At 72.5% G+C, this 13,504-nt stretch carries 9 protein-coding genes; 7 read left to right on the forward strand and 2 right to left on the reverse strand.

All coding sequences use genetic code 11. The features are described 5' to 3' along the window. Nucleotides 1–179 precede the first annotated feature (179 nt). The 7 genes from AC08OU_RS15025 to AC08OU_RS15055 all read left to right on the forward strand — a co-directional run bounded on the left by AC08OU_RS15025 (nt 180) and on the right by AC08OU_RS15055 (nt 12,149). Nucleotides 180–839 (forward strand): hypothetical protein, encoded by a 660-nt coding sequence (locus tag AC08OU_RS15025; RefSeq protein WP_476602271.1) that lies wholly within the window; start codon nt 180–182, stop codon nt 837–839. Continuing rightward, nucleotides 836–3,016 (forward strand): dynamin family protein, encoded by a 2,181-nt coding sequence (locus AC08OU_RS15030; protein ID WP_476602270.1) that lies wholly within the window; start codon nt 836–838, stop codon nt 3,014–3,016. The genes AC08OU_RS15025 and AC08OU_RS15030 overlap by 4 nt, the downstream gene beginning before the upstream one ends. Next, the gene (locus AC08OU_RS15035) at nt 3,013–4,797 is read left to right on the forward strand and encodes an Hsp70 family protein (protein WP_476605156.1); all 1,785 of its coding nucleotides are present in this window, start codon (nt 3,013–3,015) and stop codon (nt 4,795–4,797) included. The genes AC08OU_RS15030 and AC08OU_RS15035 overlap by 4 nt, the downstream gene beginning before the upstream one ends. A 101-nt stretch (nt 4,798–4,898) precedes the next feature. Beyond that, the gene (locus AC08OU_RS15040) at nt 4,899–5,501 is read left to right on the forward strand and encodes a hypothetical protein (RefSeq protein WP_476601329.1); all 603 of its coding nucleotides are present in this window, start codon (nt 4,899–4,901) and stop codon (nt 5,499–5,501) included. 212 nt (nt 5,502–5,713) lie between these two features. Further along, nucleotides 5,714–8,533, forward strand: coding sequence for an ATP-binding protein (locus AC08OU_RS15045; protein ID WP_476601328.1), 2,820 nt, complete (start codon nt 5,714–5,716; stop codon nt 8,531–8,533). A 164-nt stretch (nt 8,534–8,697) separates the two neighbouring features. Next, the gene (locus tag AC08OU_RS15050; RefSeq protein WP_476601327.1) at nt 8,698–9,141 is read left to right on the forward strand and encodes a hypothetical protein; all 444 of its coding nucleotides are present in this window, start codon (nt 8,698–8,700) and stop codon (nt 9,139–9,141) included. An 86-nt stretch (nt 9,142–9,227) separates the two neighbouring features. Beyond that, the gene (locus AC08OU_RS15055; RefSeq protein ID WP_476605157.1) at nt 9,228–12,149 is read left to right on the forward strand and encodes an ATP-binding protein; all 2,922 of its coding nucleotides are present in this window, start codon (nt 9,228–9,230) and stop codon (nt 12,147–12,149) included. Here the strand turns inward: AC08OU_RS15055 and AC08OU_RS15060 are convergent. Together AC08OU_RS15060 and AC08OU_RS15065 are read right to left on the reverse strand one after the other, a co-directional pair. Further along, complete coding sequence (locus AC08OU_RS15060) at nt 12,137–12,529, reverse strand: transposase (RefSeq protein WP_462188086.1); 393 nt, start codon at nt 12,527–12,529, stop codon at nt 12,137–12,139. The genes AC08OU_RS15055 and AC08OU_RS15060 overlap by 13 nt on opposite strands. A 9-nt stretch (nt 12,530–12,538) precedes the next feature. Further along, nucleotides 12,539–12,937 (reverse strand): hypothetical protein, encoded by a 399-nt coding sequence (locus tag AC08OU_RS15065; protein ID WP_462188079.1) that lies wholly within the window; start codon nt 12,935–12,937, stop codon nt 12,539–12,541. Nucleotides 12,938–13,504: the final 567 nt, after the last annotated feature.

A 13,504-nucleotide genomic window follows, 5' to 3' on the forward strand; every position in this document is an offset into this window, starting at 1 on the left:
GCGGCGGCTGCGGCAACGCGCGGCCGACGCGGCCGACCTGATCGCCCGTGCGCGGGCTCTGCTCGCCTACGACGAACACGCCGACGGCGAGACGGCGGACGACTCGGAGATGGCGGAAAACGAGGAGACGGGGAAACGATGAAGGGGTCCATCAGGACAGCACCGGCGGGGGGCTCGCGATGACCGGCCTGCTGCGCGGGCTGGCACGGCGGCGCGGGCCGGAGAGTGGCCACGACACCGACGGCGTTCCGTCCTGGGTGGTCGACCGGCTGGTCGCGCTCACGCGCCAACTCGACGCCCTGGCCCGCCAGATCGATGCGCTCGTCAGGGCCGGCAACCGGCACCTCGATCAGACCGCTTCGGCCCGGAGCGGCGCCGCGACTCCCGGCGCCGCGGCTCCCGTCGGGGTCGTCTCCCGTCCCGGGGACGGGGACGGGTTCGCAGAGCCTGGCGCGCAGGAGCCGCATCCGGTGGCCCTGCGGGTCATCGACGTGCTGGACCGGCTGGACGTGCTGGTCGGGCAGGTCGGCTCCGCGCCGCTGGACCCGGCCGCGCTGGCGTGGGTGCGCCAGTCCCTCGCCGATCTGCTGCCGGTCTGCGAGGTGCATCCTGTCCGGGACGAGGGCCCGGCCGACCCGCGGCGGCACGAGGTGCTGAACCGGCGCCCGGCCCCGGACACCGCCGGGCGTGACCTCACCGGGCACATCGCGGCGACCATCCGCCCCGGCTACCGCTGGCGTGACGACCTGCTGCGGCCGCAGCAGGTGACCGTGTTCGGCCATCCCGAGGCCGAGGCCGCCGCGACGACCGCAGTGACCGACACGGGAGCACCGGCATGACCGAAACCAGCCTGCCGATGTCTGGGATTCCCAGGGCTGTCGAGAAGTCCCCGGAGAGCAGGGAAGGAACCGAGGCCGCGAGGAGCTCCGGACTCGACACGGTCCGGCGCGCGGTACTGGAGCTGTCCGACGAGGTCGAGGTGGCCACCGCCGATCTCGTCGGGGCGGGCGTGCGGCGGCGGCTGCGGGAGGACCACGAGCGGCTGGCGTCCGACCGGCGGCACGTGGTCGTCTGCGGCGAGTTCAAACGCGGCAAGTCCAGCCTGGTCGGCGCCCTGGTCGGCCGGCCGGACCTGTTCCCGTCCGACGTCGACGTGGCGACGTGTGTGGTCTCCGCGCTTGCCTGGGGGCCCGCCGACCGTGCCTGGGTGCGCCGCCGGGAACCCGCTGCTGGTGGCGGCGGCACGGGTGGGCAAGGCGCCGAGACCGAGGTCGAGATCGGGGTGGACCAGCTCCCGGAACATGTCGTCGAGCAGGGCAACCCCGGCAACCGGCGGCGGGTGGCGGGTGTGCGGATCGAGGCACCTGTGGAGCGGCTCCGCTCCGGCATCGTGATCGTCGATACGCCTGGCATCGGCAGCCTGGACCCGGCCCACAGTGCGATCACCCGCAGCCACCTCGGCCGGGCCGACGTGCTCGTCTTCGTGGTGGACGCGGTGGAGCCGCTCACCACTGGCGAGCTGCGGTTTCTGCGGGAGGCGCTGGAGGCCTGCGACACCGTCCTCACCGTGGTGACGAAAACCGACAAGGTCCGGGACCCGCAGATCGTTGTCCGGGACACCCGCACCAAGATCGCAGGCCTAGTCGGGGAGCACGGGTCGGAGAGCCCCGTGTTTCCTGTGTCGACCTACCGCCGGCTGGAGTACCTGGAGGAGCTGGGGTCCGGGATGCCGGACCCGGGGCCGGACACCAGATCCGGGTTCTCCGAGCTGGAAGAGGCTCTGTGGGAGGGCGTCGGCGCGCGTACCGAGGCCGCGCGGCTCGACCGCGCCCTCGACGGCCTGCTGGGCGCGCTCGCCGCGGCCCAGGCCACGCTTCGCGACGAGCTGCAGATCATGGACGACGATGCGCCCTGGCAGCGGGCCACCGCCGACCTCGACCAGGCTGAGGAACGCCTGCGGCACCTGACCGCCGCGGAGGCGTCCTGGCACAGCGTGCTGGAGGCGATCTGGGCCGAGCGGATCCCCCCGGTCCGGGATGCCTTGGCGGCCGACTTCGCGGCGGCGGCGCAGGCCCTCGCCCTGGCCGGCATCGCTCCGACCGGTTTCGCCGCGGCGGATGGCGCCGAACCGGGTGCCACTGCGGCCGGCGCCGGCCCCAACCCGGCCGCGGAGATCGAACGGCTCCGGGCGGCCGCCGTCGAGTGCACCCGCACCCTCGCCACCGCGGCCGACCAGGCTCGGCGCGCTGTCGCTGTCATCGCCCGGGACGCCTACGAGACGCTGGCCGCCCACACCGGCACGGCCAGCCCGGCCGGCGGTTCCGTCGACGGCTCCAGGCATCTCCCACCGACCAACGCGGACACCCTTGGCATCGAGGCCGGGAGTCTGGTGGACGCAGCCGACATCCCGGTGCCCGACACCGACGAGATCGTCCGGGCGGCCCGCGAACGGCGGGTGACACTGCGTGAGCGTATGAAGATAGTCGCTGGTGCGGTCACCCGGAACACGCCGCCGGCCCAGATCGCCTCCCTGCTGGTCAGGTTCGTGATGGGCCGCGGCATGGCCACGGCTTTCGGCGGGCCGGTCAGCTCCTTCGGGGCGGAGTCGTCATCCTCCGGCGGCCCGTTCCAGTCCCTGAACACGGTGATCGAGCTGGGCACCGCCTTCCAGGACGCCTTCCAGGATGTCAGGACGCAGCTCGACCAGCGCCGCGCCGCCTCCACCCGCGCCGTCCAGGAGCTGCGGCGCAGCCTGCACGACCAGGTCGTGACGGCCACCAGGAGCGCCCTGGAGACCTTCGACGTAGGTGCCGCCCATGCCCGGCTTCGGGTGGAGCAGCAGTTCGCCGACCTGCTGGGTGCCGAGCTGGACGCGCTTGGCGCGACCCGGCGCAGGTTGCGGGAGAGTCACGCCGCCACCGGGCAGGCCCGCGACGAGCGCCGCGCCGTGCTGATTGACCGGCTGGCCGTCGGCCAGCACCTGCTCGACCGCGTCGACGCGCTGGCCGTCCGATGACGGTCACTCCCGGCCTGGTGCTGGGCATCGACTTCGGCACCTGGAACTCCGCCGTCGTCATCGGCCGGCCAGACGGCTCCGTGCTCACCATCCGTGACCCGTCCTCGTCCTACGGCCAGACCTCGTTCCGTACCTCGGTCTGCGGCCGGCCGGACGGCAGCCTGGCGGTGGGAGCGGCCGCGGAGCACCAGCGGCAGCAGTACCCGCAGTACTACCGCGCCGAGTTCAAACGCGAGTTTGGCACGGACATCCCCAGCATGCTGGGCGCCCGTGTCCTGCAGCCGCACGATCTCGCCGCCGAGGTCCTGCGATTCCTACGCACCTGCGCTGAGGAACGCATCGCCGGCGAGGGCGAGCCGGAGCAGGTGGTCATCACCGTCCCGGCGAGCTGGCAGCGGGCCAGACGCGACCTGATGCGCCGCACCGCCAAGGTCGCTGGATTCGACCCGGCCCGCACCAAGCTCGTCACGGAGCCGTCCGCGGCAGCGCTGCACGCCCTGAGCAGCACCCGCCTCTCCGAGACCGGGCTGCCGGTGCTGGTCTACGACCTGGGCGGCGGGACGTTCGACGCGGCGATCGTCCAAAGCGGTGCGCGGGGTGACGGCGGCGAGTACACCACGCTCGGCCGCGTCGGCGGGCTGCCGGACGTGGGCGGCGGCGCCTTCGACCGGGCGATCCTGAGGCTCGTCCGGGAACGCCTGCCGCAGAGCGTGAAGGTGCTGGACGGGGACCCCGACGACGAGGACGTGCTGCGCCGCCGCATCCTGCTGCGGGAGGACTGCGAACGGCTGAAGTGCACGCTCGCCACCCAGCCAGAGGCCTACCAGTTTCTCACCGTCCTCGACCCGCCGGAGCCGTTCACCCTCACCCGCGGTCAGCTGGCCGAGGCTGTAGGCCCGCTGATCGACCGGACCCTGGCCGAGTGCGACCTGATCCGCGCCACCGCCGAGCTGAGCTGGGACCAGATCATGGCCGTGGTGCCCGCCGGCGGAAGCTGCCGGCTGCCGACCGTCACCGAGCACATCCAGCGACACACCGGGCGCCCGGTCGTCCAGGTGGACGACCCGGACATGGCGGTCGCCCTCGGCGCGGTCGCCGCTGCCCGCCGCCTCGCCCGGGAGAGCAAGCACCCCGACCCGCTACCTTCGTCCGCACGGCGTCCAGCCTCACCCTCCCCGGCCGAACCGTCTCCCACCCCGCCAACACCAGTCGGCTCGCCGCAGCAGCTCCCGCAGCAGCAGAGCCGGCCTGTCTCCCAGCCAGACCAGCACACCCGACAGGCCGCGGACCGGGCCGCTACATGGACCCCGCAGCAGTACGTCGACGAGGTCGTCCGCCGCGCCGAACAGCGCAGGAACATCCGCATGGAGACTCTTCTCGCCGGCACACGGGCTGTCGTCTACCATTTTCCGTCCACCGTGCAGAGATTCAGAAGGCCGACCGCCAGGATCAGCGAGACCACGGCTATCACGCTGGCGATGGTGGTGGCGGAAAATGTAACGTACGAATTGGCGTCAAAATGTTGTTCGGAACTGAAGAACTATGCCGCCCAGTATTTTCGGGTGAGTCTCATGGACGAGCATGTACTGATGCCGTGCCTGGTGGCCAGATCGATTGACATGAAAGTTTCGATGCTCCAAAGTCCCGGCAGCCTGAAGGCGACCGTAAGCCCCGCCTTCGTGAATGTGACAGAAGGCAGTGTGACTGTTGTTGGCAGCCAGACGACGCTGTATGGGGCTTCACTCAAGAAAGCTCTCAACAACATCCTGCCGGGATTTTGAGGAAGGGCGGCGGGACCGATGCTGCCGGGCCGGGGACGGTACGGCGGAACAGGACATGCCCGCGCCGGGGTCCGGGGCTGCGATGATCGGGTGGCGGTCGCATGAGTCGGGGAAGCGGGAGCGGGCAGGTATTGCGGGCCCTTGCCCAGCTGGCTGCGGAGGTGATCGAGCGCCGCCGGGAGGCCGGCGGCCGGCCTGGGGCAAGCGGTGTCCGACCGGGAACCCATGAGACCGGAACGCCTGCCTCCGGGACCTGCGGGCGAGACGTGGCGGAGGGAAGGGGCGGCGGGGCGAGGCCCCAGAAGCCTGCGGAAGCAGCGCGGATCGCCGGGCGCTGGTGCTCCCTGGAGCGGGTGAGCCCGGGGTCCGGCGGGCTGCGGGATTTCTATCTGGACATCGTCATTGGGCCGGACGGGCTCTTCCGGGGCAGCCATGCGGGGTATTTCTGCGTCGACGTGCCGGTGTTCGGCCCATTCGGGGTTCCAGCGCGGGACTGCCGGCGCGGGGATCGGCTGTACCCGGCACACGGCCGCCTCGACACGGCGTCCGGGCGCGGCCGGATCGTGCTGGCCGATACCGGGCGCAGCGCCTTCGGTTTCGAGTCGGCACCCGGCCAGATGACCCTTCTGCTCGACACGGGGCTCATCCCGGGCAGCCCCCGCCTGTACCGGCGGGCGGTTCTCCTCCGGAGCGGCCAGGGGTAAAGCTCCGGGGGTACCTATGTGGAGACTCCTCAACGCGGGCAGGCAGGACGTCCACGCCGCGCGGGCCCGGCGCAGGGCACGGGCGAGGCACACCTGGCGGTCCCGTCTCGCCTGACCACCGCGGCCGCACAGCTCGGCCAACCCTGGCTGTCCGTCTGCCGGTACTGTGATCCACAGGTGGGATCTCGGACCGTGCGGCGGGGGTGCGGTGAGTGAGTTCGAACACGACTGTTTTCGTCGGTCGGTCAGCTGAGCTCGGCCAACTCGCGGCACAGTTCGCCGCCGCTGTCGCCGCGTACGGGTGCCGTTGTGTCCTAGTCGAAGGCCGCGCCGGGGTCGGGAAGACCACGTTGTTGAACCGGTTCCTAACGGACCTGGCAGCCGACCGCGGCGAAAACTCCGGTGATGGCTCCGCGGCAGAGGCCGGGCCCACGTTCCGTGTCTTCCGCGTCGCGGCCGGTGAAGGCGAGCGTAGGCACGATCTGGAGCTTTCGGCTCGTTTGCTCGACGTGCTGGGCGCCCCGGCCACCATGGCTGGCGATGCTTCCAGGCCTCTCGACGACCAGCGGATCCGCTGGACCGGCGACCTGCTGACCCGTGCCGTCACGGACCTGTGCGCCGCCGGGCCGGTCGTTCTGCACCTCGACGACATCCACTGGTGCGATCAGCCCTCGCTACGGCTGGTCAACTATCTGCTGCTGCGTTCCGGCCGGCTGCCGCTGCTGCTGGTGCTGACCGGGCGTCCACACAGCTCCCCGGGCCTCGACGAGCTGCGCCGTCACGCCGAGGTGGGCGGGACCGTCCTGCGCCTCGACGGCTTCGACGCCGACGAACTCGATGAGCTGTGCGACGCGGTCGGGGCCGGGCGCCAGCCGCGTCGCCGACTGCAGTCCCTCGTCGATGCCACCGGGGGAAATCCCCTGTGGCTTGCGATGCTGCTTGCCCACCAGGGCGGGAACGCGATCGCCCCGGCGACGGATGTGGGGGCACCACCGCCGCCGGAGTCGCTGGCCTCACTGGTCCATCGTCGTCTTGCCGCCTGCCCGCCGGACGGGCGCCGGTTCGCCGCAGTGGTCACCGTCCTGGGTCGGGCCTGTGCGCCGGCGCAGGCCGCCGTGATCGCCGATGTCGCCAACCCGGCCAGTGCTCTCGGGGACGCCCTGCGCCACGGTCTGGTCACCACGTCCGGTCAGCCGCCGCACCTGCGGGTGGTCCCGCCGCATGCGCTGATCCGCGCGGCCGTCTACCACGCCCTCGACCTCGCCGAGCGGACAGCGCTACACCTGGCGGTGGCCCGGTCATCCACCGACCCGGCCACCGCGTTGGAGCACCGCGCCGCAGCCACGCTAGTCCCGGACGGCGCGCTCGCGGTCGAGCTGGAGCAGCAGGCCGCAACCGAATCAGCCGCCGGTCTGCACATCCGCTCGGCGGACCATCTCATGCTCGCCGCCGCGGTGAGCCCGGACCAGGCCCGAGCCCGCGGCCTGCGGCTGGACGCGGCGATGTCGTTCCTGCAAGGCGGTGAACAGGACGAGGCGGCCGCGGCGCTGGGCGACGGTGCGGGCCGCGACCCGGAAAGACCAGCCCGATACCGCTACGTGCGCGCCCATCTGGACCTGCTGTCGGGCGACCGGGAGGCAGGCGAACGCGGTCTGGTGGGCAGCTGGGCTGAGGCGCGTTCCACGGGCGACGCGGCGACCGCGGCGCAGAGTGCCGCCTGGCTGGCCCAGGTGAACATCCCGGCCGGCCACTACCGTGAGGCACAGCTCTGGGGCCGGCGCGCCTTCGCGGAGACGGCGGCCTCGTCCGCCCATCGGGCTCTGGGGCTGGTCTTCGTGGCCACCGCACTCACGGCCGAGCACGGTGGCCAGCAGGCCCTGGCGGAGCTCGACGCGGCCGGCGGCACCCTCGCCCCGACCGCGCACACCCTGGCCACGCTGCGAGTCGGCCGCGGGGTGACGCACCTGTGGTCGGGGAATCTGGCCGCCGCGGCCGAACAGCTCGCCCCCGGTGGCTACGCCGACATCGAATCGGTGCATCTGCGGTTCATCGGACTGGCCCACTACGCGGAGGCCACCTTCCGTTCTGGGAGGTGGGCCGAGTCCGCGGCCGGGGGGCGCGACGCCGTCGCACTCGCGGAATCTGCCGGGCACGTGTGGGTCATCGCCTTCGTCTACGCAACCGCCGCGCTCGTCCCGGCCGCCCGGGGGGAGGCGGCCGAGGCGGGCCGGCTGCTCACCCGCGCGGCGGAAAACGGTGCCCATGAAGTTCCAGCGCTGTGCGCGTTCCACACCACGGCCGCCGCGCACCTCGCCGCAGCCCTCGACGACCCGGCCGGGGTTGTCGCAGCCTGCTCCCGGGTGGCCCAACTCGCCCATCCGGGCGGGGCCATCGCCCCCGGCGTCTTCGACTGGCGCGACCTCCACGTCGAAGCACTGGTCCGGCTTCGCCGCCACGACGAGGCCGAGGCCGAGCTGGACCACTACGAGGCGCAGGCCCGGACCCGTGCCTCGCCCTGCGCGCTGGCCGCCGCGGCGCGGGCCCGCGGGACGCTGCTCGCCGCACGCGGCCATGGAGCTACTGGAACACGCCGCGGCCGAAGCGGACCGGCTGCACATGGTTTTCCCCGCCGCCCTGGCTCGGCTGCGCGCCGGCGAGGTGAACCGGAGCCTACGCCGGCGGCCGAAAGCCGAGGAGAATCTCCGGTCCGCCCTGGAAACCTTCACCAGCCTCGGCGCCCGGACCTACGCGGAGCGCTGTCACCGGCTGCTGGCGTCCCTCGGCGGCCCGGATGCCGCCGCGGGCTCGCGCACGGGGATGACGCGCCTGAAACTGCAACTGCTGCGGCGCATTCTCCGCGGCGACGACTTCGACGCAATCTCCGCCGAGCTTTACATCTCCCGGGGCCATGCCGAGAACCTGGCCCGCGACCTCTACCGGCTGCACGGTGTCGCCTCACGCGCCGAACTCGCCGGGCTGTATCTCGGCCTGCGGGGCCCAGGTCCCCATCCTCTTTCCCCGCTGGACCCTGACGATCCGCCGAGCAGGGAGGATCCGGGCCCGGACCTGGACCTGGATCCTCCGGGCGGCGGCTGACCGGGGTGGCGTCCCGAGCGTCCCGTCCTGGCAGGGGCCTGGGAAGACGCATGGGTTTCTCCACTGTAAGGCCGGATGATCCGCAGCCTACGATGCGTCCGTGTTCGGTAATCGGGGGAGACGGGCCGGGTCGGGATCCGTCGGCCGGCGGGGGTATGCGGGGCGCTGGTGCTCCGCGGAGCGGCTGGTCCCGGGGGCGGCCGAGCACCAGGGCTTCCACCTGAAGGATTTCCACCTCGACATTCAGGTAGCTGCCGACGGTCGTTTCGCGGGCGTGCACACCTCGTACATCACCGATGGCCGCTCCGCGACGGATCTGAGCCCCGCCGGTTTGCGGTACCGCCGTTCACACGTCGCGAACGGCCGGGCCCACGGGGTGCTCGACCATGGCTGCGGCACCGGCGAGATCATGCTGGAAGGCTATGGCGCCGCCGGTCTGAGGGTGCATCACGAACCGGGACGGCTGGTGCTGCATCTCGACACAGCACTGATCGCAGCCGCCCCCGCGCTTTACACCCGGGCCGTCCTGCTTCCGGTGGGCTGACCATCCCCCAGCAGCCCGGCGATGGGCGGGCCGGCCGGTGGGCAGGCGACGGATGGGCAGGCTGGCCGACGCAGGCGCCCCCTCTGTTGGAACGCGGCGCGGAGCTATCGGCAGCCGAGACCCTGATCGGGCGGATCGCCGGCCCGGTGCAGGGGCAGCCCGCGTTCGGTGGCGCCGCGACCGGTGGCGGAGTGCTGCTGGTGGAGGGCCAGGCCGGCCTGGGAAAGACGGCTCTGCTGGCGCGGATCCGCGAGCTCGCGCGCTCAGCGGGTGTCACCGTCCTCGCTGCCCGCGGCGACCTTTCTTACCAGGACTCCCCCTGGTTCGTCACCGCCCAGTTGTTCCAGCGTGAGCTGCTGGCGCACACACCGGCCGAGCTGGGGGAGCTGGTGGGCGAGCACGGGGAGATCCTCGCCCGGGCCGTCGGCCTCGGTGTCCGCGGTGACGTCTCCGGCCTACCCGGTGCGTCCGGTGCGTCCAGCAGGCAGAGTGGGCACGGCCCGGACCCGCGGGACGTCGCCGACGGACTGAGCAGGCTACGGGGGCCGCTGTTGCTGACGGTGGACGACGCCCACTGGGCCGACCGCTCCTCCTACGGCTGGATCTCCACGTTCGCGTCGCAGGTGGAGATGCTGCCGGTCGCGATAGTCATGGCCTGCCGCCCCGAGGAGCTCCCCCGCCGTTTCCCGTCCGCCATCTCGGCCGTCGCCGCCGCGGCCAGCCACCGACTGCGGCCGCTCAGCGCCGGAGGTGTCGCCGAGCTCGTCCGCCACGCGCTCGGCGACGGGGCGCAGGAGCCGTTCTGCGAGCGGGCCGGCGAGCTGACCGGAGGTATACCGCTCGTCCTCGTCGACGTGCTGTCCCGGGCTCGGGCACAGGATGTCACGCCGACCGGCGCGGGGCTGCCCGCCCTGACCGCGCTGGCGTCGAGGACGCTGGCCGCCCACCTGCTGGCACAGCTCGACCGGCTCGGCCCGGCGACGACGGAGCTGGCCAGGGCGGTGGCGATCCTCAGCTCTCGGGCTACCCTCGACCTGGCCGCCCGGGTGGCGGGCCTGAGCCGGCTGCAGGCCGAGGAGGCGGCCGACCGGCTACGGGCCGCGCTCGTCCTGCGGCCCGATGGTCCCGGCGATCCGCCCACGTTCCCACATCCGCTGTACGCCGACGCGGTGCTGCGGTCGCTTCCCCGCCCGGACCACATCCGGCTGCGCCTGGCCTCGGCCCGGCTTCTGCTGGACCACGGCCATGGCTGCCTCGACGCGGCGGCACACCTGCTGTCGCTGCCCCCGCGGGGTGACGGGTGGGCCGCCGGAATCCTGCTTGCGGCCGGCCGGCTCAGCCTGGCCACGGGCTCGCCCGCCGAAGCAGCCGTGTTCCTGGACCGGGCCCGGCGTGAGCCGCCCCCGCCGGATGCGGCCGCCGAGGTGCTGCACAGTCTCGGCCTGGCCACCCTGGTACGGGACCCCCAGCAGGCGATATTTCATCTGTCCGCAGCCCTCGCGCAGCCCGGTCTGCGGCCGGGGCTGCGGCCGGGGCTGCGGCCGGGGCTGCGGCCGGGGCTGCGGCCGGGGCTGCGGGAGACCGTAGCACTGCGGCTGGCGAAGTCGCTGGCCCACGACGACCGGATGGCCGATGCGGTCCGGCTGCTCGACGTCGAGGCCCGCACGGCGGCGACCCACCAGGCCCGGCTACGGCTGCGTGCCGAGCACATGCTGTGGGCAATGTTCTGGATGGACGATGACGACGCGCACGCCCGTTCCCGGCGGCTGGCACGTCTGGTGCGGGGGATGTCCGGGCGGACGGTCACCGAACAGTCGCTGCTGGGCCTGCGGGCCTGGGACGCGATGTTGCGTGGGGAGCCGGCAGATACTGTCCTCGGCCTGGCGGCGGCCGCGCTGGGCACCGGGATGAGCTGGGTGGACGAGGACTGGGGGTTCGAGATCCCCGTCCTGGTCGCGCTGTGTCACCTGTACTGCGACCGACCCGAGCGGGCGCTGGAGCTGCATGCGACGGGCCTGGCGGAGCTGAAGAAGCAGGGCTGGCACGGTACCCATCTGGCGTTCGGCTACGCCCTGCACGGCCAGATCCACTACCGCACCGGGCGGCTCGTCGACGCCGAGTCTGCTGCCCGCCGGGCACTGCGGTGTGCCGGCTCCCTCGCGCCGCGCAGCCCCGCCCGTTGGTTCGCGCTGGGCACCCTGCTGCAGGCGCTGGTCGCCCAGGGAAAGATCGAGTCAGCGGAGCAGGTCACCGCGGCCCACAGTTACGGCGGCCCTTTCCCGGAGGCAGTGACAATCCCGCTGCCGCAGCTCGTCCGCGCCGAGCTGAGCCTGGCCCAGGGCCGAACCGTCGAGGCCGACGATGTCCTGACCGATCTGGGCCGGCGGTTGGACACCCGCGGCGCGGTCAACCCAGCATGGTGCCCATGGCTGGGGCTGCTTGCCCAGGCCCGGCGGCACACCGACCCGGCGCGGGCACGGGAGCTGGCGGACCAGGCCGTCTCGCAGACGCGGCGCACCGGCGTCGCCTCAGCCATCGGCCAGACGCTGTGCGCTGCCGGTACCGTCACCGGCGGGTCGGCCGGGCTGGCCCTGCTGGCCGAGTCGGTGCGCAGCCTGGAGGCCTCCCCAGCCCGGTACGAGCACGCCCTCGCCCTTACCGAGTACGGCGACGCGCTGCGACGCGCAGCCCGCAAGCGCGAGGCTCGTGAGGTGCTCCACCAGGCCGTAGACCTCGCCGCGAGCTGCGGTGCGCAGGCCCTGGCCGACCAGGCCGCTGAGCGCCTGGCGATGGCCGGCGGACGCCCGCGTCGCCCCCGGGGCTCCGGCGTCGCTGCGCTCACCGACCGCGAGCTGCAGATAGCCCGCTGCGCGGCCTCCGGCCAGACGAACGCCGCCATCGCCCGACACCTGCACGTCACGCCCTCGGCTGTGGAGAAGGCCCTGACCGGTATCTATCGCAAACTCGGCGTCGCGGGCCGCGGTGATCTACCCGGTCATTTTCGCTGACCGGGTGACCCCGGCTCCCGCATGCCGGCGATGTCGCCAGCCGGATTCGCCGGTGCGACCGAGCCAGGCGGTGAAAGCGATTGATGCCAGACCGAGGGGACGAAGAATCCGGGCGCAGCACACTCATAAACCCTTTGGGAGCAGTTCCACTCCGGCGAGATCACCGGAGTGGACGATCCAGGCCAGCCAAACCGGGGGCGATCCGTGCGGCTCCTGACCAGGGATGATACCCAGTACGGTACACCTGACCATCCTGCTCTCCGAGACGTTGTCCCACCTCGGCTGACGTGGAAACCGTCGATCGCGAGCAGGGCGTGGGGCAGCGCCTCGCGGGCGGCATAGGCGTAGGTCGTGGACATGTCGATCGTGACGGCCCAGATCCCGGCGCGTCACTGCTCGGGCTGGGCGGCCAGCCAGTCGACGTCGCCCGCAACGGTCCGGCCCTCGACGACCCCGAGCAGGCAATGCCCGCCGGTCGCGTCGAACAGCCCGGTCGCGCACCGGTCCGCGTCCGCCACCCAGCAGCCACTGACCGGGTCCTGGTGATAGCGGGGCCGGCCGCGGCGATAGTCGATCCCGAGCACACCCACCCTGGACCGCGGCTCGGACACCGACCGCCGCGACCGGCGCGCACCCCACCCCCACGCCGCCCACGGCGCCCGTGGCATTGATGCCCCCGCGGTGTCGGTAGGGAGAGTGACCGTGATCCCGGCCAGCTCGGCCAACCGGTCCAGCGCATCCTGGGCCGTGTGCCAGCTGGAGCCGAGCGCGTCGGCGACCCGGCGCACCGGGACCAGCCAGTCCCCCGACGAGATGGCCCCTCGTCTCCCGGCCCGACACCGAGACCCGCGCCCCCCGTACGGCCATCGGCCCGGTCTCGGCGAAGGTCCGCTGCCCGCACGCGTCGTTGTCGCAGTACAGCCTCCGCTTGTCCCAGACCACTGCCATCGTCCGGATCACCAGGTGCGCCAGCCGCTGCTCGACACGCTCACGCAGCGGCCCCGACCTGGCCTCACCGCCCGGGTAACACACCGCCATCCCCTCCAACGACGACAGGTACAGCTGCACCCAGCCCGACTCCCGCCGCTCGACGTGCACCACCCGGCAGCCCGACCATCCACGCGATATCCACATCCAACGACGTACCCCCGACCACGACACACCCGTTTCCCCGGCGATCATTTCCTCGACAATCATGATCTTGCCGGGAGTGGGTGCGTCGCCGTTTCCGGACACCATCGCCATCGCACTCCGCTACAGCCCTGAAGTTGCGAAGCGTCAGGCGTCGAACACGGCTTCAGGCGTAGTGTGCAGAGCCGGTTTGATGACGTATGCCTCGGCACCCGCTTGGGATT

It is taken from the genome of Frankia sp. CcMO1, from assembly GCF_977945845.1.

Bases quoted from the DNA above. Each gene is read 5' to 3' on its own strand.
- AC08OU_RS15025 (WP_476602271.1), top strand. From the start codon at position 180: ATGACCGGCCTGCTGCGCGGGCTGGCACGGCGGCGCGGGCCGGAGAGT.
- AC08OU_RS15030 (WP_476602270.1), top strand. From the start codon at position 836: ATGACCGAAACCAGCCTGCCGATGTCTGGGATTCCCAGGGCTGTCGAG.
- AC08OU_RS15035 (WP_476605156.1), top strand. From the start codon at position 3,013: ATGACGGTCACTCCCGGCCTGGTGCTGGGCATCGACTTCGGCACCTGG.
- AC08OU_RS15040 (WP_476601329.1), top strand. From the start codon at position 4,899: ATGAGTCGGGGAAGCGGGAGCGGGCAGGTATTGCGGGCCCTTGCCCAG.